This window comes from Variovorax sp. SRS16, assembly GCF_901827165.1.
GTDB lineage: Bacteria > Pseudomonadota > Gammaproteobacteria > Burkholderiales > Burkholderiaceae_C > Variovorax.
Map to the genome: position 1 here is coordinate 267,912 of NZ_LR594666.1, position 21,648 is coordinate 289,559.

Genomic DNA, 21,648 nt, shown 5'->3' on the forward strand with positions numbered 1-21,648 from the left:
CGGTCGCCGGCCGCGCGCTCGTGCAGACATCCGCCATCGGCGAGACAATGGCTGCGCCTTTGTCCGCCGGGCGGCCCGGGGCAGTCCAACCCAGCTCCTTGCGCATGTCATCTCCGCCCGCCGCTTCGACCTCCTCCTCCTCTTCGCCCTCATCCTCGTTCTCCCTGCGACGCATCGCGGTGGCGGCCTTCGGCCCGTCGCTGCTGTTCGGGCTGGGCGAGGGCGCCATCCTGCCCATCGTGCCGCTGACGGCGCGCGGCCTGGGCGCCTCCGTCTCGATGGCGGCGCTGATGGTGGCGATGATCAGCATCGGCTCGCTGCTCAACAACGTGCCGGCCTCGGTGATCACGACGCGCTGGGGCGAACGCTGGGCCATCGTCGCGGCGGGCGTGTGGAGCGGTCTCGGCATGGCCCTCTGTGTGTGGACCTCGCACCTCGGCCTGTTCGCTGCGGGATGCTTCATGGTCGGCATGTCGCAGGCCGTCTACAACCTGGCGCGCCAGAGCTACATGAGCGACGCGGTGCCGATCGAATACCGTGCGCGGGCGTTGTCGACCCTGGGCGGCGTGATGCGCATCGGCATGTTCATCGGCCCCTTCCTGGCGGCGGGCGCGGTGCAGGCGTTCGGCCTGTCGGCGGCCTATGCGGTCGGTATCGTCGCGGTCATGAGTGCGGCGGCGCTGGGTGCGCGCATTCCCGACCTGGAGGCGCCGCCGCTCCCCGCCGGGCATGAGCCGCCCGCGCCGACGACCATCGTCTCGACGCTGCGGGATCACCGGCGCGTGCTTCTGACGCTGGGCTTGGGCGTGATGCTGGTCAGCGCGGTGCGGGCGTCCCGCCAGGCTGTGATCCCGTTGTGGGCCGACCACCTCGCGCTGGCGCCCTCGACGGCTTCGCTGATCTACGGGCTGGCCGGCGGCATCGACATGCTGGTGTTCTATCCGGCCGGCCAGGTGATGGACCGCAAGGGCCGGCGCTGGGTCGCGGTGCCGTCGATGGTGATCATGGGGCTGGCGATGCTGCTGATGCCGCTGACCGCCGGTGCATTCACGCTGTTGCTGGCATCGCTGGCCATCGGCTTCGGCAACGGCATCGGCTCGGGGATGATCATGACCCTCGGCGCCGACCACTCGCCGCGCCACGGACGCGCGCACTTCCTCGGCGTGTGGCGCCTGATGTCCGACATCGGCGGCTCCTGCGGGCCGGCGCTGCTGTCGTTCCTGGCGGCGGCCTTGTCCCTGGCGACGGGTATCGCGATGACCGGGCTGATCGCCTTCGGCGCGGCGTGGACCCTGGCGTACTGGATTCCGCGGCACGGCGACCACGGCGGGCGCGGGCGCTGAGCAGCGCGCTCTCTACACTCAGCCCATGGCCAAGGACAAAACGCTTTACGTCTGCAGCGAATGCGGCGGCACCAGCCCCAAGTGGCTCGGCAAATGCCCGAGCTGCGGCGCCTGGAACACGCTGATCGAGCAGGTCGCGCAGCCTGCGGGCGGCGCCAACAACCGCTTCGGCACGCAGTTCGCCGCGCTGGCCGGATCGGCCGAGCTGGCCACGCTGTCCGAGATCGAGGCCACCGACATCGCACGCACGCCGACCGGGCTCGATGAACTCGACCGCGTGCTGGGCGGCGGCATCGTCGATGGCGGCGTCACGTTGATCGGCGGCGACCCCGGCATCGGCAAGTCGACGCTGCTGCTGCAGGCCGTCGATGCGCTGCAGCGCGCCGGGCGCAATGCGATCTACGTCACCGGCGAGGAAAGCGGCGCCCAGGTGGCGCTGCGCTCGCGCCGGCTCGGGCTCGATCATTCGCAGGTGCAGGTGCTGGCCGAGATCCAGCTGGAGAAGATCCTGGCCACGCTCGACGCCACGCGGCCGGCGATCGCGGTGATCGATTCGATCCAGACCGTCTACTCCGACCAGCTCACCTCGGCGCCCGGCTCGGTGGCCCAGGTGCGCGAATGCGCGGCGCACCTCACGCGCTTCGCCAAGGCCAGCGGTACCGCGGTCGTGCTGGTCGGCCATGTGACGAAGGAGGGGGCGCTCGCCGGCCCGCGCGTGCTGGAGCACATGGTCGACACGGTGCTCTACTTCGAGGGCGATACGCATTCGAGCTTCCGCCTCGTGCGCGCCATCAAGAACCGCTTCGGCGCGGTCAACGAGATCGGCGTCTTCGCGATGACCGAGCGCGGCCTGAAGGGCGTCGCCAACCCGAGCGCGATCTTCCTGAGCCAGCATGCCGAGCCGGTGCCCGGCAGCGTGGTGCTGGTCACGCTCGAGGGCACGCGGCCGATGCTGGTCGAGATCCAGGCGCTGGTCGACAACGGCGGCCCGAGCCCGCGGCGCCTGTCGGTCGGGCTCGACCGCGACCGGCTCGCGATGCTGCTCGCGGTGCTGCACCGGCATGCGGGCGTGGCCTGCATGGACCAGGACGTGTTCGTCAACGCGGTCGGCGGCGTGCGCATCAGCGAGCCGGCGGCCGACCTCGCGGTGATGCTTGCGATCACCTCGAGCCTGCGCGGCAAGCCGCTGCCCAAGGGCTTCATCGCCTTCGGCGAAGTCGGCCTCGCGGGCGAAGTGCGGCCCGCGCCGCGTGGCCAGGAGCGCCTGCGCGAGGCCGCCAAGCTCGGCTTCAGCGTCGCCGTGGTGCCCAAGGCCAATGCGCCGCGCCGCGGCGCCAAGGAGATCGAAGGGCTGACCATCCATGCCGTCGAGCGCATCGAGGAGGCGATGGACATCGTGCGGCAGCTGCAGTGACGGCGTTTACCATCGGCGTCCTGCAGGCGACCCTGACAATACAAGCATGAAATACGGAAAAATCCTGACCCCCCTGATCGGCCTCGTGCTGCTCGGCGTGGCCTACCGCACCTATGGCTGGGCCGGCGTCGCGCTGGTCGGCGGCGCGCTCGTCATGTTCATGCTGCTGACCTTCAACCGCGCGATGCAGGTGCTGCGGCGCGCGGGCGATGCGCCCATCGGCTACGTGGCGAGCGCGGTGATGCTCAACGCCAAGCTCAAGCCGAAGGTCAGCCTGATGCACGTGATGGCGCTCACGCGCGCGATCGGCGAACTGCGCTCGCCCAAGGACACGCAGCCCGAGCTGTTCCGCTGGACCGACACCGGCGGCTCCTGGGTCGACGCGACCTTCGTCAATGGCAAGCTCACGGAATGGAAGCTGGTGCGGCCCGAGGTGGCGAGCGATGGGATGCCGGTGGCTGACGATGCGCCGAGCGCCGATGCGGTCAGGCCCGGTGCGGCCGACGCGCTGCGGCCGCCGGTGTAGCTGCCTGCTCAGCGGGAGGCATGACAGATCCATTTCTTGCCGCTGCCAAATCTCCCGATCGGTGCCTTGATTGAGCCACAGACGATTGAATAGACTCTTCTGGCAGCGATGAATCTGTCGCTGTAGTGATCAATCAGGGAGGTACTTCATGTTTAAAAAGCCAAGAAGTAATTGTCAGTCGAGTTGCTCGAGTTTTCGTGAGTTGAGCCCCTACGAAATACAGTTTGTCAGTGGGGGAGACGACGGCGACGGCAGCTGTGGCGTGGGGGGGGGTGACGGTAGCGTGGGCGACGCAGTGTCAGCCGGTACGCTGTCGGAAGTGACGGTGACGGCGACCGCCGATCCGGTGGGGTTCGCTGGCCCCGCCGCCACTTCACCTGCCTCCAATGTGCTATGGGCCGGATCGGGCATCACCGCTTTCGGTGCCGCGGCTCTGGCTGCAGTCGCAGCGCCCGAGTTGGCCGCCGCCGCGGCGCTGTTCGCCGCGACCGCGGCAATGTTCGGCATTGGGGCAGCCATCGTGGGTGCAACAGGCAACTGAGATTGATCGAGCATTTCTTGATCGCAACCAATTTCGGTTCGTGCTACATCAGGGTGGATGCCAAGTGGAAGCGTGCCCTGCGCCTTGCTCCATGGATCGTGATGTTGCTCATGCTCAGCATTTCCATGGCGCTTGTGGCTGCTTCTTCGCAGCCGCAAAAAGCCGGCCTCGCCTCGTTCTTCGTGGCCATCGGACTGGGCACGTTGAGCACATTCCTGATCTACGCCGCGTTCTTCTCATGGCGGATCGCTTTGAGCGCGATTCAAACCAAACAGTCGCCTGCGAACCCCTCCGAACAGATTGAGAAGATCGAATGGCGACCGTTTGGGTTTGTGTTGCTCGCGCTTGCGGTGTCTTCATGCCTTCTTGTTCGCTGAGAGCCCTCATGAAAGAAAAGCTGCGGAGTTATGTCCGCGCCTTCTTGTACCTTGTTGTCGCGCTACTTGTATTGACAAGCGCCTATTCAAGATTCAAGGTCTACGGCGCGAACCAAGACGCAACTGCCCTGTGGTGGGTTGCGCTCCTGGTCTGCTGTGCCATCGCGATCGCGTGGCAGGCCGTGCGGGCCATCAAAGCAAGCCGCACTGGCGGACGTTGATGCAACGGATCGGGGGGTGACCGTCCGATCCCCGCAGCGACAAATGAATGTCGCCTAGAACGGCGCCGATTCGTCGGCGAGTTCTTCCGCTGCATCGGCCGCCTTGGCCTTCGGCCCTGCGGCCTGATCCACCGGCGCCGCACCCAATTGCATCTCGCCCCCCAGCGCCTCCAGCAACGCCGGCACCAGCTGCCCCAGCTCCCCAGTCGCGATCGCCGCGTCGGCATCGAAGTTGTCTTCCTTGCCCGAGGCCGGCGCATCGTCGAGCGTGCCTTCGAGGAACACGAGCTTGCGCAGCTGCAGACCTTCGGTGAGTTCGAAGGACACGCGGTCGTCCCAGGTCATCGCGAGGCGCGTGGGGCGCTTGCCGTCGGCGATGTGCTGGCGCACCTCGTCGATGTCCAGCGGGTGCTTGGCGTAGCGCACCACGGCCTTCGATTCGTCGCTGGCCTTGAGCTCGCATTCGCGGTCGATGGTGAAGCCGGCCGGCGGCTCCTGCGTCGACAGCCAGCCCGACATGGCGGCGGCCGGTTCGACCTGCGTGTTGACCAGCGTGACGGCGAAGCCGTCGAGCGCCTTCACGAGGCTGGTCACGACCTCGTCGGCGCGTGCCGGGTTGCTGGCGTTCACGACCAGCCGGCGCGCCGCCGGATCGATCCAGGCCGCGATGCGCACATGGCGCGTGAAGGCCAGCGGCAGCAGCTCGTGCGTGACGTCTTCCTTCAGCTCCTTCTTTTCCCGCTTGCCGGGCTTGCGGCCGGTCGTGGCCTCGATCTGCGCGGCGCGCTCGTCGACCTTGCGGCGCACCACCGAGGCCGGCAGCGTCTTGCTCTCGACCATGAATTCGAGCAGCCACTGGCCGCCGACCGATTCGACCAGCGGGCCGTGGTCCTCGCCGCGCGGCTCGGTCCAGCCGGCGGACTTCTCCTGCGACGGGCTGCAGGGGACGAAGCGCTGCGTGCCGAGGGCCTGCTCGACCTGGTCCAGCGGCTGCGACCATGAAGCTTCGATGCGATAGACGATGACGTTCTTGAAGACGGACACTGAGACGAACCCTTTTCTGGCTGGTTGGCAAAGCCGTGCATTGTCGGTGCGACGGCTTCGGGCGGCGCCGCTAAAATCGAAAGCTTTTGCGACATCCCTTCCCCGGCCCCAAAGGACACACAACATGAGCGCGCTGCCCCCCGCATTGGACGATCGTGACGGCAAGATCTGGATGGACGGCGATCTCGTCGAGTGGCGCGATGCCAAGATCCACGTGCTGAGCCATACGCTGCACTATGGCTGCGGCGCCTTCGAGGGCGTGCGCGCCTACAAGACCGCGGGCGGCACCGCGATCTTCCGCCTGGCCGACCACACCGAACGCCTGTTCAACAGCGCCAAGATCCTGCGCATGAAGATCCCGTTCTCGCCCGAGCAGCTCAACGAGGCGCAAAAGCAGGTGGTGCGCGAGAACCAGCTCGACAGCTGCTACCTGCGCCCGCTGGTGTGGATCGGCTCCGAGAAGCTCGGCGTCAGCCCCAAGGGCAACCGCATCCATGCGATGGTCGCGGCCTGGGCCTGGGGCGCCTACCTCGGCGAAGAAGGCATGAAGCGCGGCATCCGCGTCAAGACCTCGAGCTACACGCGCCACCACGTCAACATCACGATGACGCAGGCCAAGGCGGTCAGCAACTACAGCAACTCGATCCTCGCCAACATGGAAGCGCTGGACGACGGCTACGACGAGGCCCTGCTGCTCGATGCCAGCGGCTTCGTGTCCGAGGGCGCGGGCGAGAACGTGTTCGTGGTCAAGGGCGGCGTGGTCTACACGCCCGACCTCTCGGCCGGCGCGCTCAACGGCATCACGCGCAACACCGTCCTGCACATCTGCAAGGATCTCGGCATCGAGCTGGTGCAAAAGCGCATCACGCGCGACGAGATCTACATCGCCGACGAAGCCTTCTTCAGCGGCACGGCAGCCGAGATCACGCCGATCCGTGAACTCGACCGCGTCGAGATCGGCATCGGCTCGCGCGGTCCCGTCACCGAGAAGATCCAGAACGCGTTCTTCGACATCGTGAATGGGCGCAATCCGAAATACGCGCACTGGCTGACGAAGGTCTGATCGCCATGCCCACCAATTCCGTGATCGAACTGCTGGCCAAGGATCTCAACGACCAGGGCGGCGTGTTCTGCCCGAACCCCAAGGCCGACATGCAGCTGTGGAGCGCACACCCCAAGGTGTACCTCGACGTCGCACGCACCGGCGAGGCCAAGTGCCCGTACTGCGGCAACGTCTACCGCCTCAAGGCGGGCGAGGCGGCGGGACACCACCACCACTGAGGGCGGCGGGCGGCGGCCCGCTGCGGTGCGGCAGCAGCCCGCGCCATGCATTGCCGGGCTCCTGCGCGAGCCGCAGGTAGACCATCGCGACCCACAGGATGCTCAGGCCGATCTGCGCATCGCGCAGCGCCGAATTGAGGCTGGTTGCGATCAGCACGACCAGCAGCGCGACGAAGGCATAGCGGCCCGGTAGGTCGTCGCGGCGCCAGGCCTGCCAGAGGCCCGCGAGCAGGATCACCAGCAGGCTCAGTGCACCGGGAACGCCGGCCTGCGAGCCCATCCACAGGAAGTCGTTGTGCGGCATGTTGTAGTCCGCCAGCAGCTTCGGCCCGCGCAGGTGCCATTGCTGGGTCCAGCCGCCGATGCCCCAGCCTGCGAAAGGCCGGTCGATGATCATGCGCGCGGTGTCGCGGTACATGTAGAAGCGCACCACCCAGCTGCCTTCTGACACGGCACCGGCTTGTGCCTGTTCGAGCTCGTGCACGCCGAGCTCGAACTTCTGCTGCACCGTCGGCGTTTTCCAGAGGCCCGCGGCCACGACCACGGCGCCCAGCACCATCACCACCGCGAGCACCTTCAGCTGGCGCCGCCACTGGTGCACGCAAGCGGCCGGCAGCGCCACCAGCAGCGCCAGCAACGAGGTGCGCGAGGGCAGGTTGAGCGTGATGATCGCGAGCACCGCCCCGATCAGCGCAACGCAAGGCACGACCCGCCAGGGCCGATGTTCGGTCAGCGCCTTCAGGCCGAAGACCGCCGCCGTCGCCGCCAGGATCGTGAAGAGCAGCGCGTTGCTGATCGACTTGTTGCCCACCAGCACCAGCACGCCGCGCCACGCTTCCCAGAGCGGGAAGCCGACCGAGTAGAAGAGCCCGATCATCACGATGTTCACGAGCGCGATCGCGATGAAGCCGCGCAGCGCCCAGATCGCTTCATCGCGCGTGAGCGCCAGCGCCATGAACACGGTGGCCGCGATGCGCAGCCCGTGCGTCAGGTTCGAGGCTGTCTCCGGATAGTGCGGTTCGAGCGCCAGCACCACCAGCGTCCACACCACGTAGGCCATCACGGGCCACCAGAGGACATTGCCGCGCAGCCGCAGCGCCCGTTCGCGCCAGCCGCCGGCCGCGACCAGCGTCACGAGCATCGCGAAGGCCGCGAGATAGACCACGCCGACCGGCATGAACACCGTGAACCCCCAGAACGCGGCCGCGGGGCGGACGATGTTCGATCTCTGCATGGCGGCGATTTTAGGTGGCACCGCATCGGGCTTTGTTCCGGCAGCGTGAGCGGCAGGATCTTTGTTGATCTTGCGCCGATATTTGCTATCGCAGTTTCTGCCGTCCCTCTATATTCAGCCGCCGCATGGCGGTTGATGGCGCTCGCACGCGAGCTCGCCGACAGGGAGAAGACATTGAGCGAAGACCCGTTCACCCAGTTCCTCGATGCGCGCAGCCCCGATCTGCGGCGCATCAGTCGCGCGACCCAGGGTGAAGCATCGCTGGAAGACGTGCAGGCCGAAGCCTGGCTGATGGTCGCAGACTTCGCGCGCAAGGGCGTCGCGATCGACTTGCGGCAGCGGGAGCACCAGCAATTGCTCATCTCTCACCTGTTCCAGCATCTGGTGCGCTACACCGAGGTGAAGGTGCGCCATGGGATTCGCCTGGATCACTCGCCGGGCGGCGCGGAGGGCGAGGTCCACCCGCTGGCGCGTCTGCTCGCCGCTGACGAAGGTTCGGACCCTTTGGTGACCTTGTTGGATCTGGAGGAGCGACGCAGGCTCGATGCGCAAGCGGATCTCGGCCCCCACCAATCGCTGGCCGGCGCATACCTGTACTTGCTCGACCGTCTCGGCAATCGGATGACCGCACTTGCGGAGCATCTGCTGATCTCGCTGTCGTACTGTTATCAGCGATGCGCACATGCGCGGACCCTGGCCGTGTATCAACAGGTGCTGCCTTCAGCCGCCATGGTCTCCGATCCTGCCTTCGTCCCGGGTGCCTGGCGGCACTTCCGCCTCGAACGGCAATCTGTTCAATTGAGCTTCGATTTCGATTCGGATGTGACCTTGTTCGCCGAAGGGCCGTTGTCTAGCGCGGCAAGGTGATCACGAAGCTCGCGCCGCCACCGGGCCGATCCTGGCATCGCACACTGCCCCCATGCCGCTCGGCAATCGACTTCACCAGCGCCAGCCCCAGCCCGACACCGCCATTGCGCTCGCTCGCACCCGGCAGCCGGTAGAACGGTTCGAAGATGCGCTCGCGCAGCGCCGCCGGCACGCCGGGCCCGCGGTCGTTGACGCGGATCTCCGCCAGCCCGGCGCGGCTGCCGAGCTCGACGCTGGTCTGGCCGGCACCATAGCGGCGCGCGTTCTCCAGCAGGTTGCGGATCGCGCGGCGCAGCAGGCGCGGCACGCCGCGCACGGTGAGCGCGTCGCTGTCGGTGTTCTCGGCGACTTCGAGTTCGGCATCGGCGCGCGCGCATTCCTCGGCGGCGAGGCCGGTGAGGTCGACCGTCTCGACGGTGCCCATGTCGGCCTCCTTGGCGTCGAGCCGGCTGGCCAGCAGGATCTCGTCGATCAGCTGGTCGAGCTCGCCGATGTTGCGCGAGATCTCGTCGCGCGCGCCGGCGCTGGGCCGCTCGCCCATCAACTCCAGCCCCATGCGGATGCGCGTGAGCGGCGAGCGCAGTTCGTGCGAGGCATTGGCCAGCAGCGACTTGTGCGAGCGCACCAGTTGCTCGATGCGCGCGGCCGCGGCGTTGAAGCGACCGGACAGATCGGCCACCTCGTCCTGCCCGTCCTCGGCGACACGCACCGACAGGTCGCCTTCGCCCCAGCGCTGCACGCCGCGCTGCAGCGCTTCGAGCCGCTTGGTGATGCGGCGCACGATGGGGTAGACGCCCAGCGCCACGGCAACGCCCACCAGCGCCACCATCCAGCCGAGACCGAAGGGCGTGCGCCACGGCGCCATGCCCGGCGAGCCGCCGGGCGGCCGGTCGCGCGGCGCCACCTGCAGCGTGATGGAGCGGCCATCGCCCAGCGTGACGTCGAATTCGAGGCCCTGCCCCGGCACCCGCAGCGCCTTGCCGCTGCCGATGGGCCGGTCCTTGTCGTCGAGCACCACGACGTCGCGCGGCACCGGGGCGAGCCGCTCGCGTTCGCTTTCCGCCGCTTCGCGCACGATCCAGTTGGCCATCAGCGTGAGGATGAACACACCGGCCACCACCGCCAGCCAGATGCGGACATAGAGGTGGCGCCGGTAGAGGTTCAGCAGCATCAGTCTTGCTGCTTGGCGAAGACGTAGCCGACGCCGCGCACGGTCAGGATGCGCTTGGGCGTCTTGGCATCGACCTCGATGGCTGCGCGGATGCGGCCCATGTGGACGTCGATCGAGCGGTCGAAGGCTTCGAGCTCGCGGCCGCGCACGGCTTCCATGATCTGGTCGCGCGTGAGCACGCGGCCGGCGCGTTCGGCCATCGCGACCAGCAGGTCGAACTGGTAGGACGTGAGGTCTGCCGGTTCGCCGCCGACGGTGACGGTCCGCGCATTGCGGTCGATCTCGAGCGTGCCGAAGCGCATCACCGTGGCGGCGGTGGCCTGGGTCGCTGTCTCGCCGCGCCGGCGCAGCACCGCGCGGATGCGCGCCAGCAGCTCGCGCGGCTCGAAGGGCTTGGGCAGGTAATCGTCGGCGCCGATCTCGAGACCGACGATGCGGTCCATCGGATCGCCTTTGGCCGTCAGCATGAGCACCGAGACCTTCGACAGGCCGTTGGGCAGCGCGCGGATGCGCCTGCAGATCTCCAGGCCGTCGGTGTCGGGCAGCATCAGGTCGAGGATCACGAGGTCGGGCGAGCGCTGATGCAGCTGCTCGAGGCCGGTCGCGCCATCCAGCGCGTGGGCGAAGCCGAAACCCGACTGGGTCAGGTACTCGCCGACCATCTGGGCCAGGCGGGCGTCGTCTTCGATCATCAGGAGTTGGGGCGTGCTCATGGTCTTAGCGTGGTCCTGCCGCACCAAGCGGGGTTGAAGGCTGCGTAAAGTTGGGTAAACCTCGCCGTCGTGCGGCGTGTCAGACGGCCGCGAAGAGCATGTCTTCGGCCGCCGCGCCGGCGGCGCAGGGGGCGGCCGGCTCTTCGGCCAGCAGCGCGCGCAAGGCCGTGCCTTCGAGGTCGGGATGGTCGCCGGTGGCGCGCTCGAGGATCTCGCGCGCCAGCGCGCCGAGCTGTGCGGTGGAGGCCCGCACGCGGGCCTTGAAGGCGTCGTCGTCGAGGTCGTCGTTGAGGCTGCGGTTGAGTTCGGCGAACCAGGGCAGCGCGGCCTGATCGTGCATCACGGCCGCGTTGCGCTTGTCGCTCACGCCGGACCATGCGCGCAGGAAATCCTGTACCGCGAAGTTCAGGCGCTGGCAGTGCTGAAGCTCGTCGCGCACGCTGCCCAGCAGCGCCAGGTCGGTCAGCCGCCGATGGAAGAAGATCTGCGAGAGCACGCCCCAGTAGTAGGTGTAGTCCCAGAGCACTTTCACCGGCAGCACCACGGGGTCGCCGAACAGCGGGTACTGGTCGGTGTAGAGCGCGAGGGTGCTCTCGTAGAACGAGTGGTAGATCTGGTCATAGAGCTGCGCGCGGGCTTCCAGCGCATGGCCGGCCCGGTCGTGCGCGACCAGGTCGGTGATGTAGGTGTTGCTCATCGCGATGAAATCGCTGCCCGGCGAATAGAACGGGTCGAGAAACAGCCCGGCCTCGCCGGTCAGCGCCCAGCGCCGGCCCGAGAACACCTGCTTGCAGCCATACGAGAAATTGCGGAAGAACGCGAAGTCCTGCAGCAAGTGGCGCTTGCCGTCGAGTTCGTCGTAAAGGCGCGGCTGGTAGGTCTGGAACCATTGCATCGCCTTGTCGAAGGTGTCGATGGTGTCCAGCGGATGCAGCCGCGGATCGGCCACGATGCCGATCGAATGCGAGCCCGAGGCCAGCGGGATCAGCCAGACCCAGTAGCCCGCGCCGACGAGGTGGTTGGTCGACAGCCAGCGCGCCTGCGGATTGCAGCGCGCGCGCCATGCGGGATCGTCGGACCAGTCGTCGATGGTGATGCGGTCGCCGATGCGGAACCACACCGCGTTGCAGTCGTGCGCGTTGGGCTGCGCGAGTCCGAGCTTGCGCTTGAGCATGCCGGCGCGGCCGCAGGCGTCGATCAGCCAGCGCGATTCGATCACGTGCGTCACGCCGTCCTGCGACCAGCGCAGCCGGTGCAGCTCGCGCGCGTCGGTTGCCAGCTCGATCTGGCCCACCAGTGCGCTGTCGATGAAGTTCACGCCATGGCGTGCGGCCTCTTCGGCCAGGTAGTTCTCGAAGATGCCGCGGTCGATCTGGTAGCTCGGCACCGACAGATAGCGGCTGGCGCCGATCTCGGTCACCTGGTCGATGTCGCGCCGGCCCTCGCTGAAGAAGAAGCGAAAGCCGAACTTGCGCAGCTGCGCGCCATGCATGTGCGGCTTGAGGCCGAGCACGGTGTCGAAATAGTGGGCGCCGATCTCGACCGACGATTCGCCGACCTTGTGCGTCGCATGAGGCACCGGGTGCGTGCGCCGCTCCAGCACCACCACGTCGATGTCGTCGAAGCGGCGCTTGAGCTGCAATGCGAGCGTCAGGCCCGCGAGGCCTCCGCCCATGATCACGACATCGTGCCGGCGGAGGAGGGTGTTCATCGATAGGGGCTCAGGGTTGCGGCATGAGCCGCAGTTGCAGGGACAGCACGGCCGACATCGGCATGCTCACGGATTCGGCGCCGCCGCGCGCCAGCGCCTCGAACAGCGGCAGCGCGTCGGCCATCGCATTGGCGTTGAGCGCGCGTGCCGCATCGGACTGCGCGGCCGCAGGCAGCGGTGCGCCGGAAACCAGCGACCACTCGAAGGCCGCGACCGTGCGTTCGGTGCGCTCCGGTGCCACCACGAGTGCCACGGCCAGCAGCTCGCGGCTGGTCGTCACGGAGGACAGCGGCCCCACTGCCGGCATGTCGTAGCCGGCCAGCAGCACCGCCTGCCGGTCGGCGGCGCACTGGGCCGCGGCTTCGAGCAGGCCGGCCGCGAAGCTGCTTTCGTAGGCCGAGAGCGAGTTGCTGGCCGCCATGCAGCCGGTGCCGATGGTCCAGTAGCCGACCGCGGCGTTGTGCACCGAGTTGTGGAACTTGATCGGCGACAGCAGCTTCGGGTCGCTGGCCAGCGTGCTGCACATGTAGTCGTTGATGCCGAGGTCGCCGTGCGCGGAGGCGAACACGCAAGGCAGGTCGGCGGCCTGGCGGCCGGAGGACTCGACGGCCGCGGCCGCAACCTCGAGCGCGAGCGCCACCGTGTCGGGCGCGCGCCGCCGCTCGGCCGGTGCCAACAGCTGCGGCGAAGGCCGCTTGGCCGGCGGATCGGCCGGCGCGGCCTCGCCGCGGAACACCGCGCGCGCGCTTTCCCAGCCGGGCAGCGTCGGCGCCCAGAACGCGGGGCCTTCGATGTAGAGCGTGGGCGTGCTGCTCACTGGAGTACCTTCGCGCAGCAGCGCTTCGGTATTCGCCTTCGGAACGGCCGGGCGGCTCATGCCGCGGCTCCCTTGCCGAACACCAGCGAGCAGTTGTTGCCGCCGAAGCCGAAGGAATTGCTGAGTGCGTAGCGCACCTCGCCGCGCGCGGGTTTCAGCCGGATCTGCGGCCCGCAGTCGGCGTCGACCGTGGTGGTGTTGACGGTGCCGGGCTTGAGCCCGGTTTCGATCGCGAGCAGGCTGATCACGGCCTCGACGATGCCGGCCGCGCCCAGGGTGTGGCCGGTGAAGCCCTTGGTCGAGCTGGCATGCGTGCCGGCCGGAAAGCGGCGCGCGACGAGTGCGCCTTCGACCTCGTCGTTCTTCGCGCTGGCCGTGCCGTGCATGTTGATGTAGTCGATCGCATCGGTGGCCAGCCCGGCGCGCGCCAGCGCGTCGTCGAGCGCGCGCTCGGCGCCCAGGCCTTCGGGATGCGGCGTCGACATATGGTGGGCATCGCTCGCTTCGCCATAGCCCAGCAGCTCGAGCCGGCCCGCGCCGCGTTCGATCAGCGCGAAGCCGGCGGCCTCGCCGAGGCTGATGCCGTTGCGGTCGGCATCGAAAGGCCGGCATCGTTCGGGCGACACCAGTTCGAGCGAGTTGAAGCCGAACAGCACGCTGCCGCACAACGTGTCCACGCCGCCGACCACGGCCGCGTCGACCAGCCCGAGGCGGATCAGGCGCTCGGCCGAGGCGAAGGCCTTGGCGCTCGACGAACAGGCGGTCGAGATCGTCTCGGCCGGCCCTTCGAGGCCCAGCGCTTCCTGCACGAACAGCGCGAGCGAGTGCGGCGTGTGGACCGCCGGGCGCTGCTGGTCGGGCGGAAAGCGGTCGTCCACCAGCTGGGTATAGGACAGCTCGGTCTCGCCGATGCTGGAGGTCGAGGTGCCGAGCACCAGCGCGATGCGCGCCGGGCCGTAGCGCTTGCGCGCTGCCGCCACGGCGTCGAGGAAGCCATCGGCCTGCAGGCCCAGCCACGCGAGGCGGTTGTTGCGGCAGTCCCATTTCGCCAGCGTCGCGGGCAGGCGCAGGTCTTCGAGGCCGTCGACACGGCCGATCCAGGTCGGCAGCGGCTGCGGTCCGAAATCATTGGCGCGCAGTCCGCTGCGCGACGCTTCGAGCGCGGCGACCAAGGGGGCCTTGCCGACACCGACCGCGCAAGTCGCGGTGTAGGCACTGATCTGGAGGGGTTGGATGCGAGAGGGCGGCACGATGAAAAGGCGGCAGGGGAAGAGGAAGGGGGTGAATTGTGAAAAACGTCACAGCCTACCAGCTGATGGCCCTGTCGCGGCGTCGGTCGAAACCCTGCGGTCGCGGCGCAGGGACATTGCGTCGCGGGCCCGCATTCAAGGCAGCGTGCTGAGGTGTGCCTGCGCGGCGGCCGCAAGCCGCTGGTCGAAGGTGGCCAGCGGCGCCCTGAGTTCCGCGGCCAGCCAAAGGTAGGCCGCGTCATGAGCCGAGAGCTCGTAGCGCGCGGCCAGCGCGTACTGCCCGGCGAGGTCGATCGGATGGAGTTCGATGTCATGGGCCTCGTAGTCGGCCAGTGCCTGGGCGAGCGAGTGCTCCGGCCAGCCCTGCCGGCGCTTCTTCAGGGCGACGCTGACGATCTCGTGGTCGAGCAGGCCGGGCGCCATGAGGCTCCGGCCCGCCAGACGCGCCAGCGCCTCGTCGCGCGCTGGCTCGTCGAACAGGACGGCACTGAGCGCGCTGCAGTCCACCACCATCGGCGGGCGCGGCAGGTACGCGGCCGGCGGCTCCGCGACGAAGACGGGGCGCGGCGCCGGGCTCATAAGGCAACCTCCGTGCTTCGCACTGCGGTGCGAGCTTGCTTGGGGCGGCCCGGCGCGGCGCTCAACGAGCGTCCCGTTCAGCGCGCAGGATATCGACCGCGAGCGGGCCGGCGGTGATCGGCTGCGGAAAGCGCACGCGGTGCTCGGCGGCGATCTGCTCGGTCGTCTTTGAACCGCGGCGGATGATTTGCTGGCCATGGCCGCGCGTCGTTGCAGTGGCCGGCGACGCGACGGCGCCAGCCACGGTGCTATCTGCGCCGCGAACCGCCTGTTCGATGATGGCCATCAGCTCGCCCTGCAGCGAGCGGTGATTGCGCGCTGCGCGCTGGCGAAGCTGCTCGGCGAGGGCCTCGGGAACGTCTTTCAGGGACAGGCTGACCATCCAAATCTCCCAAATGGCGCCATTATGGCGCCATTTGGGATCCTTGGCCCGACGGCGTGGTCGATCTGTTTCTCGCCCTTGCCGCCAGCGCCACCAGCACCAGCACCGGCAACCCCAGCGCTGCGGTGCCGACGAAGAAGGCCTTGTACCCATAGGCATCCACGAAAACCCCCGAATACCCGGCAATGAACTTCGGCAGCAGCAGCATCAGCGAGCTGAAGAGCGCGTACTGCGTCGCCGAATAGCTGATGTTGGTCAGGCTCGACAGGTAGGCGATGAAGGCCGCCGAAGCGATGCCGCCGGCCAGGTTGTCGGCCGACACCACCAGCACCAGCGCCGTGACGTCGTGCCCGCGCGAGGCGAGGCCGGCGAACAGCAGGTTGCTCGCCGCGCTCAGCACCGCGCCCAGCATCAGCACGCGCATCACGCCCAGGCGCACCGACAGCACGCCGCCGACGAAGGCACCCGCCAGCGTCATCACCACGCCGTAGATCTTGCTCACGGTGGCGACCTCGTCCTTGGTGAAGCCCATGTCCACGTAGAAGGGGTTGGCCATGATGCCCATCACCACGTCGCTGATGCGGTAGATCGCGATCAGCGACAGGATCAGCGCGGCTTGCCAGCGGTAGCGGCGGATGAAGTCGGCGAAGGGCTCGACCAGCACCTCACGCAGCCATGCGGTCGCGTTCTTCGGCGCCGGCAGCGCGACGCGCACCGGCTCGGGCGACAGCAGCACGGTGATCACGCCCACCGCCATCGACGCCGCCATCACGAGGTAGGCGGTCTTCCAGGCGCCGTTCTGGTAGCCCGCCGCGCCGGTGATCTCGGCCCAGGCCGCGATCCAGAGCACGCCGGCGCCGGCCCAGATCATCGCCAGCCGGTAGCCGGTCTGGTAGGCCGCCGCCAGCGCTGCCTGCTTGCGCGTGGCGGCGGATTCGATGCGGAAGGCGTCCAGCGCGATGTCCTGCGTGGCCGAGCCGAAGGCGACCAGCAGCGCGCACCAGACCAGCGGCGGCAGGCCGTCGCGCGGATCGTTGGACGCCATGCCGACGAGCCCGGCGATCACGACCATCTGCGCCAGCAGCAGCCAGCCGCGGCGGCGTCCGAGCAAGGTGGTCAGAGGCGGGATCGGCAGCCGGTCCACCAGCGGCGCCCAGGCCCACTTGAAGCCGTAGGCCAGGCCGACCCAGCTCAGGTACCCGATGGTGGCGCGGTCGACGCCGGCTTCGCGCAGGCGAAAGCTCAGCGTGCCCAGCACCAGCAGCAGCGGCAGGCCGGCGGAGAAGCCCAGCGCCAGCATGCGCAGGGTTGCGGGTTCGAGATAGACCTTGAGCGCGTCGCGCCAGGGTGGGGCAGGGGAGGCTTCGGCAGCCGGTGGTGCGGACATGGACGACGGTCGTTGAGGGCCGCCCATTATTCCCGCATGCACCGGCGCCCTTCGCGCAGGCTTCGGTGGCATGTCCGGAAACGGCCGGCGCGCGCGGCCTTCGAGCGCACCATCGGGTCTCACAAACGAACAGACATGCCATGGCGTCACGCCTTCCCCCTTCCTTCGCTTTCCTCGCCGGCGCCAATTTCGCGGCGCAATCCGCCGAACAACTGAGCCTCGCGGCCGCGCCGATCGTGGCCGTGCTGCTGCTGGGCGCAGGGCCCGGCGAGATCGGCTTTCTCGCCACCGCGCAGACGCTGCCTTTCCTGTTGATGTCGATTCCGCTGGGCCTCGTGGCCGACCGGACTTCGCGCGCCCGGCTCATGCGCTGGGCCGAAGCCGTGCGCATGCTCGCGTTGCTGGCCCTGCTCGCCGCGGTGCTGTGCAACCGGCTGTCGGTCGGCCTGCTCGCCGTGCTCGGCTTCGTCGGCGCCGTCGGCACCGTGGCCTTCAGTGTCGCGGCGCCGGCCATCGTGCCGGCGCTGGTGCCGCGCGAGGCGTTCGCGCAGGCCAATGGCCGGCTCGAGCTGGTGCGCAGCGCGGCCTTTGCCGCCGGGCCGGCGCTTGCGGGCGCCCTCGTGGCCTGGGCCGGCGCCTCGGCGGCCTTCATCCTGGCTTCGATGCTGTCGGCGGCCGCGCTGGCGCTGCTGCTGCGGCTCGTCGAGCCGCCGCGCAAGCCGGCACCCGCGCACCGGCCGCTGGCCGCGCTGCGCGAGGGTGCGGCCCTGGTGTGGCGCGATGCGATGCTGCGGCCGATCCTGCTCACGGCAGTCGCGTGGAACATCTCGTGGTTCGTGCTGCAGGTGGCCTACGTGCCGTATGCGATGCGCATGCTCGGCCTCAGCGTCGGCACCGTGGGCGTCACGCTCGCGAGCTACGGCGCCGGCATGGTGGTGGGCGCGCTGCTGGCGCCGCGCGTCGTCGCGGCCATGCCTTTCGGCCGCGCAATCCAGCTCGGGCCCGCCGTGTCGGTGGTGGCGGCGGCGGCCACGCTGCTCACGCTGGTCTTTCCGTTCGCGGCGCTGGCGGCGCTGGCCTTCTTCCTGTTCGGCGCCGGCCCGATCATCTGGACCATCACCTCGACCACGCTGCGCCAGACGGTCACGCCGGGCGCCATGCTGGGGCGCGTGTCGGCGATGTTCCTCACGGTCAATGCCGGTTCGCGGCCGCTCGGTGCGGCACTCGGCGGACTGGTCGGTGCATGGTGGGGTGAGCCCGCCTGCCTGTTCCTGGCCAGCGCGGGCTTCGTGCTGCAGGCCGCGGTGATCTTGGCCTCGCAGGTTCGCACGCTGCGGCAGCTGCCCGCGGCCGCCGGCTGATCCCGACAGCGCATACCGCCGGGCCGCGCCGCCTGGCACGCCGTTTGCAAGCCATCTTGTACACAAGACAGGATGCTTGAAGATGGTGCATGAAGGAGGCCCGCGCCCCGGCGCGGCGAATGGCCCGGCCGGCGGACTCGCCGCCGAGGCATGGATCACGCGGCTCGACCCGCCGCTGCACGGCGCGAGCTCGGGCCCGCTGGCCGGGCTGCGCTTCGCAGCCAAGGACAACATCGACGTGGCCGGCGTGCCGACCACGGCGGCCTGCCCGGCCTTCGCACGCACGCCGGACGTGCATGCCGCGGTGGTGCGGCGGCTGCTCGATGCCGGTGCGAGCCTGCTCGGCAAGACCAATCTCGACCAGTTCGCCTGCGGGCTGAACGGCACGCGCTCGCCCTATGGCGCGGTGCCCAATAGCTTCGATGCGCGCTGCGTGTCGGGCGGGTCGAGCTCCGGCTCGGCCTACGTGGTCGCCACCGGGCAGGCCGACTTCGCGCTGGGGACCGACACCGCGGGCTCGGGCCGGGTGCCGGCGGGGCTCAACAACATCGTCGGCATCAAGCCTTCGCGCGGACTGGTCAGTGCGCGCGGCGTGGTGCCGGCGGCGCAGAGCGTGGACTGCGTGTCGATCTTCGCGCGCACCGTCGGGCTTGCCGCGCGTGTGCTGCAGACCGCGATGGGCTTCGATGCGGAAGATCCCTACGCGCGCCAGCTGACGCTTGCGACGCAGGCACTGCCGGCGCGCTTTCGCTTCGGCGTTGCGTCGGCACCGCGCTTCTTCGGCGATGCGCTTTCCGCCGCGGCCTTCGAGCGCGCGATCGAACAGATGCGCGCGCTCGGCGGGGCGCCGGTCGCGATCGACTACGCACCGCTGGCCGCAGCGGCGGCGCTGCTCTACGACAGCGCACTCGTCGCCGAGCGCTACGCCGCCGTGCGCGACTTCTTCGACGGGCACGAAGCCGAGGTGCTCGAGCCGGTGCGCAGCATCCTTGCGCAGGGCCGCAACTACAGCGCCGCCGACTACGTCGATGCGCGCACCCGGCTGCATGCGCTGGGCCAGCGCGCCGGTGCGATGTGGCGCGACATCGACGTGCTGCTGGTGCCGACCGCGCCCACGCACTGCACCATCGCGGCGATGCAGGCCGATCCGGTCGCGCTCAACCGCGCGCTCGGCGAATACACCAACTTCGTCAACCTGCTCGACTATGCGGCGATCTCGGTGCCGAGCAGCCTGCGCGCCGACGGCTTGCCTTTCGGCATCACGCTGATCGGCCGCTCCGGCAGCGACTTCCAGCTCGCCGAACTCGGCCAGCGCTTTCATCATGCGACGGGTCTCGCGCTCGGTGCGACCGGCGAGCCGATGCCTGCGCCCGAGGCCCTGCCCGTGATCGCGCCGGTAGCCACGACCCGGGTCGCCGTCGTCGGCGCCCATCTCAGCGGCATGCCGCTGAATGCGCAACTGACCGAGCGCGGCGCGTGCCTGCGCGCGGCCACCGAGACCGCGCCCGTCTACCGCCTCTATGCATTGCCCGGCACCGTGCCGCCCAAGCCCGGCCTCGTTCGCGTCGCACCGGGCGAAGGCGCTGCGATCGCCGTCGAGGTCTGGGAGATGCCGCTCGCGCATTACGGCGGCTTCGTCGCGCTGGTCCCGTCGCCGCTGGGCATCGGCAGCATCCTGCTCGCCGACGGCAGCAGCGTGCAGGGCTTTCTCTGCGAAGCGGCCGCGCTGGCCGGCGCGGCCGACATCACCCATCACGGCGGCTGGCGCGCCTTCATCGCCTCCAAGGGAGCCATCGCATGACACTCGCCATCAATCTTCCCGACATCGTCGCCGAGGTCACGGCCGCCAGCGATCGCTACGAGGATGCACTGGTCCACAACAGGACCGGGGTGCTCGACGAATTGTTCTGGGACAGCCCGCACACGCTGCGCTACGGCGACAGCGGCAATCAGTACGGCCACGCCGAGATCCGCGCCTTCCGCGCGGCGCAAGCGCCGCAAGGCATGAAGCGCGCGCTGCTGCGCACCGTCATCACCACCTACGGCACCGACTTCGCGACCGTCAATCTCGAGTTCCGGCGCGAGGCAAGCACAAGGACGGGGCGTCAGAGCCAGACCTGGATGCGCACCGCCCAAGGTTGGCGCGTGGTGGCCGCGCACGTGAGCCTGCTGGGCTGATTTCAGGCCCTAAAACGCGGCACGACGCTGGTACGGTTTATGCACACCATCTTGTATCCAAGTTGACTTCACTCCCGTTCCCTTCGACTTCATCCTCATTTCCTGGAGCACGCCCATGAGCCAGTTCAACCGTCGCGATTCCCTCAAGTCCCTGGCCGCGCTGGCTGCCGCCGGCACGCTCGGCGGATGGCGCACGCACGCCAATGCGCAGACACCGCTGACCGTCGGCGTCATCTACGTCGGCGCGCGCGATGACTACGGCTACAACCAGTCCCATGCCCAGGCCGCCGCCGAGCTCAAGAAGATGCCCGGCATCAAGGTGGTCGAGGAAGAGAACGTGCCGGAGACCGCCGCCGTGCAGAAGACCATGACCGGCATGATCGCGCAGGACGGCGCCAGGCTGCTGTTCCCCACCTCCTTCGGCTACTTCGATCCCCACATCCTGGCCGTGGCGCCCAAGCATCCCGACGTGCGCTTCGCGCATTGCGGCGGCCTCTGGACCGACAAGAACCCGAAGAACGTCGGCAGCTTCTTCGGCTACATCGACGAGTGCCAGTACCTCAACGGCGTGATCGCCGGCCACATGACGAAGAGCAACAAGATCGCCTTCGTCGCCGCCAAGCCGATCCCGCAGGTGCTGCGCAACATCAACGCCTTCGCCATGGGCGCGCGCTCGGTCAAGCCCGGCATCACCTGCAGCGTGATCTTCACCGGCGACTGGTCGATGGCCGTGAAGGAGGCCGAGGCCACCAACAGCCTGGCCGACCAGGGCTGCGACGTCTTCACCATGCACGTCGACGGCCCCAAGGTGATCGTCGAGACCGCGGCCAAGCGCGGCAAGATGGTGTGCGGCTACCACGCGAGCCAGGCGAAGCTCGCGCCCGAGGCCTATCTCACCGGGGCCGAGTGGAACTGGCTCACCGCCTACAAGGCCGTCGTCGATGCGGCGCAGGCCGGCAAGCCGCATCCCAACTTCCTGCGCGGCGGGCTGAAGGAAGGCTACGTGAAGATGTCGGCCTACGGCCCGACGGTCACCGACGCCGCGAAGAAGCAGGCCGACGAGATCAAGGCGAAGATGCTCGCCGGCAACTTCGACATCTTCCAGGGTGGCCTGAAGGACAACAAGGGTGCGGTCGTGATCCCCGCCGGCAAGACACTCAAGCAGACCGACCTCGAGCTCGAGAAGATGAACTACCTCGTCGAAGGCGTCGTGGGCTCGGCCGCCTGATCCGATCTCTTCCATCGCGAGCC

Annotated in this window: 23 protein-coding genes; 13 read left to right on the forward strand and 10 right to left on the reverse strand. The window is 68.7% G+C overall.

Annotation, left to right across the window (positions count from 1 at the left end; all coding sequences use genetic code 11):
- Positions 1-104 precede the first annotated feature (104 nt).
- The 6 genes from E5P2_RS01295 to E5P2_RS01320 all read left to right on the forward strand — a co-directional run bounded on the left by E5P2_RS01295 (position 105) and on the right by E5P2_RS01320 (position 4,422).
- The gene (locus tag E5P2_RS01295; RefSeq protein ID WP_174262630.1) at positions 105-1,343 is read left to right on the forward strand and encodes an MFS transporter; all 1,239 of its coding nucleotides are present in this window, start codon (positions 105-107) and stop codon (positions 1,341-1,343) included.
- Between the two features lie 25 nt (positions 1,344-1,368).
- Complete coding sequence (gene radA / locus E5P2_RS01300) at positions 1,369-2,757, forward strand: DNA repair protein RadA (protein WP_162565376.1); 1,389 nt, start codon at positions 1,369-1,371, stop codon at positions 2,755-2,757.
- Between the two features lie 46 nt (positions 2,758-2,803).
- Positions 2,804-3,283, forward strand: a complete 480-nt coding sequence (locus tag E5P2_RS01305) for a glycerate kinase (RefSeq protein ID WP_162565377.1) — start codon at positions 2,804-2,806, stop codon at positions 3,281-3,283.
- Between the two features lie 202 nt (positions 3,284-3,485).
- On the forward strand, positions 3,486-3,824 hold the full coding sequence (locus E5P2_RS01310; protein ID WP_162565378.1) for a hypothetical protein: 339 nt from the start codon (positions 3,486-3,488) through the stop codon (positions 3,822-3,824).
- Positions 3,825-3,826: 2 nt separating this feature from the next.
- Positions 3,827-4,201 (forward strand): hypothetical protein, encoded by a 375-nt coding sequence (locus E5P2_RS01315; protein ID WP_162565379.1) that lies wholly within the window; start codon positions 3,827-3,829, stop codon positions 4,199-4,201.
- Between the two features lie 8 nt (positions 4,202-4,209).
- Positions 4,210-4,422, forward strand: coding sequence for a hypothetical protein (locus E5P2_RS01320; protein ID WP_162565380.1), 213 nt, complete (start codon positions 4,210-4,212; stop codon positions 4,420-4,422).
- Positions 4,423-4,476: 54 nt separating this feature from the next.
- On the opposite strand, the gene E5P2_RS01325 is transcribed toward E5P2_RS01320, so the two are convergent.
- Entirely contained in the window at positions 4,477-5,466 is a 990-nt protein-coding gene (locus tag E5P2_RS01325; RefSeq protein WP_162565381.1) for a recombination-associated protein RdgC, read from the reverse strand.
- Positions 5,467-5,590: 124 nt separating this feature from the next.
- Between E5P2_RS01325 and E5P2_RS01330 the strand changes: the two genes are divergently transcribed.
- Together E5P2_RS01330 and E5P2_RS01335 are read left to right on the forward strand one after the other, a co-directional pair.
- Positions 5,591-6,529 (forward strand): branched-chain amino acid transaminase, encoded by a 939-nt coding sequence (locus E5P2_RS01330; RefSeq protein WP_162565382.1) that lies wholly within the window; start codon positions 5,591-5,593, stop codon positions 6,527-6,529.
- Between the two features lie 5 nt (positions 6,530-6,534).
- Complete coding sequence (locus E5P2_RS01335; protein ID WP_162565383.1) at positions 6,535-6,747, forward strand: zinc-finger domain-containing protein; 213 nt, start codon at positions 6,535-6,537, stop codon at positions 6,745-6,747.
- Here the strand turns inward: E5P2_RS01335 and E5P2_RS01340 are convergent.
- On the reverse strand, positions 6,710-7,981 hold the full coding sequence (locus E5P2_RS01340) for an O-antigen ligase family protein (RefSeq protein ID WP_162565384.1): 1,272 nt from the start codon (positions 7,979-7,981) through the stop codon (positions 6,710-6,712). The genes E5P2_RS01335 and E5P2_RS01340 overlap by 38 nt on opposite strands.
- A 135-nt stretch (positions 7,982-8,116) precedes the next feature.
- Here E5P2_RS01340 and E5P2_RS37630 point away from each other — a divergent pair, with 135 nt between their 5' ends.
- A complete protein-coding gene (locus E5P2_RS37630; protein WP_232080544.1) occupies positions 8,117-8,848 on the forward strand; it encodes a hypothetical protein in 732 nt (243 codons plus the stop codon).
- On the opposite strand, the gene E5P2_RS01350 is transcribed toward E5P2_RS37630, so the two are convergent.
- The 8 genes from E5P2_RS01350 to E5P2_RS01385 form a co-directional block, all read right to left on the reverse strand.
- Positions 8,832-10,019 (reverse strand): ATP-binding protein, encoded by a 1,188-nt coding sequence (locus tag E5P2_RS01350; RefSeq protein WP_162565385.1) that lies wholly within the window; start codon positions 10,017-10,019, stop codon positions 8,832-8,834. The two genes, E5P2_RS37630 and E5P2_RS01350, sit on opposite strands and share 17 nt — an antisense overlap.
- On the reverse strand, positions 10,019-10,732 hold the full coding sequence (locus tag E5P2_RS01355) for a response regulator (protein ID WP_162565386.1): 714 nt from the start codon (positions 10,730-10,732) through the stop codon (positions 10,019-10,021). Before E5P2_RS01355 ends, E5P2_RS01350 begins: the two co-directional genes overlap by 1 nt.
- Before the next feature lie 79 nt (positions 10,733-10,811).
- Positions 10,812-12,443 (reverse strand): NAD(P)/FAD-dependent oxidoreductase, encoded by a 1,632-nt coding sequence (locus E5P2_RS01360; RefSeq protein ID WP_162565387.1) that lies wholly within the window; start codon positions 12,441-12,443, stop codon positions 10,812-10,814.
- Between the two features lie 10 nt (positions 12,444-12,453).
- Entirely contained in the window at positions 12,454-13,320 is an 867-nt protein-coding gene (locus E5P2_RS01365; RefSeq protein WP_162565388.1) for a beta-ketoacyl synthase chain length factor, read from the reverse strand.
- Positions 13,317-14,510 carry a beta-ketoacyl-[acyl-carrier-protein] synthase family protein gene (locus E5P2_RS01370; protein ID WP_232080545.1) on the reverse strand — a complete coding sequence of 398 codons (1,194 nt, stop codon included), beginning with the start codon at positions 14,508-14,510 and terminating at the stop codon, positions 13,317-13,319. Before E5P2_RS01370 ends, E5P2_RS01365 begins: the two co-directional genes overlap by 4 nt.
- A 135-nt stretch (positions 14,511-14,645) precedes the next feature.
- Positions 14,646-15,089 (reverse strand): type II toxin-antitoxin system VapC family toxin, encoded by a 444-nt coding sequence (locus E5P2_RS01375; protein ID WP_162565389.1) that lies wholly within the window; start codon positions 15,087-15,089, stop codon positions 14,646-14,648.
- 61 nt (positions 15,090-15,150) lie between these two features.
- On the reverse strand, positions 15,151-15,471 hold the full coding sequence (locus E5P2_RS01380; RefSeq protein ID WP_162565390.1) for a FitA-like ribbon-helix-helix domain-containing protein: 321 nt from the start codon (positions 15,469-15,471) through the stop codon (positions 15,151-15,153).
- 22 nt (positions 15,472-15,493) lie between these two features.
- Positions 15,494-16,858 (reverse strand): AmpG family muropeptide MFS transporter, encoded by a 1,365-nt coding sequence (locus E5P2_RS01385; protein WP_162565391.1) that lies wholly within the window; start codon positions 16,856-16,858, stop codon positions 15,494-15,496.
- 140 nt (positions 16,859-16,998) lie between these two features.
- On the opposite strand from E5P2_RS01385, the gene E5P2_RS01390 reads away from it, so the two are divergent.
- The 4 genes from E5P2_RS01390 to E5P2_RS01405 all read left to right on the forward strand — a co-directional run bounded on the left by E5P2_RS01390 (position 16,999) and on the right by E5P2_RS01405 (position 21,625).
- Entirely contained in the window at positions 16,999-18,219 is a 1,221-nt protein-coding gene (locus tag E5P2_RS01390) for an MFS transporter (RefSeq protein WP_162565392.1), read from the forward strand.
- Between the two features lie 82 nt (positions 18,220-18,301).
- Positions 18,302-20,020: an allophanate hydrolase gene (atzF, locus tag E5P2_RS01395; RefSeq protein WP_162565393.1), complete on the forward strand. Its 1,719-nt coding sequence runs from the start codon at positions 18,302-18,304 to the stop codon at positions 20,018-20,020.
- On the forward strand, positions 20,017-20,397 hold the full coding sequence (gene hpxZ, locus E5P2_RS01400) for an oxalurate catabolism protein HpxZ (protein ID WP_162565394.1): 381 nt from the start codon (positions 20,017-20,019) through the stop codon (positions 20,395-20,397). The genes atzF and hpxZ overlap by 4 nt, the downstream gene beginning before the upstream one ends.
- 115 nt (positions 20,398-20,512) lie before the next feature.
- Entirely contained in the window at positions 20,513-21,625 is a 1,113-nt protein-coding gene (locus E5P2_RS01405; protein WP_162565395.1) for a BMP family ABC transporter substrate-binding protein, read from the forward strand.
- Positions 21,626-21,648: the final 23 nt, after the last annotated feature.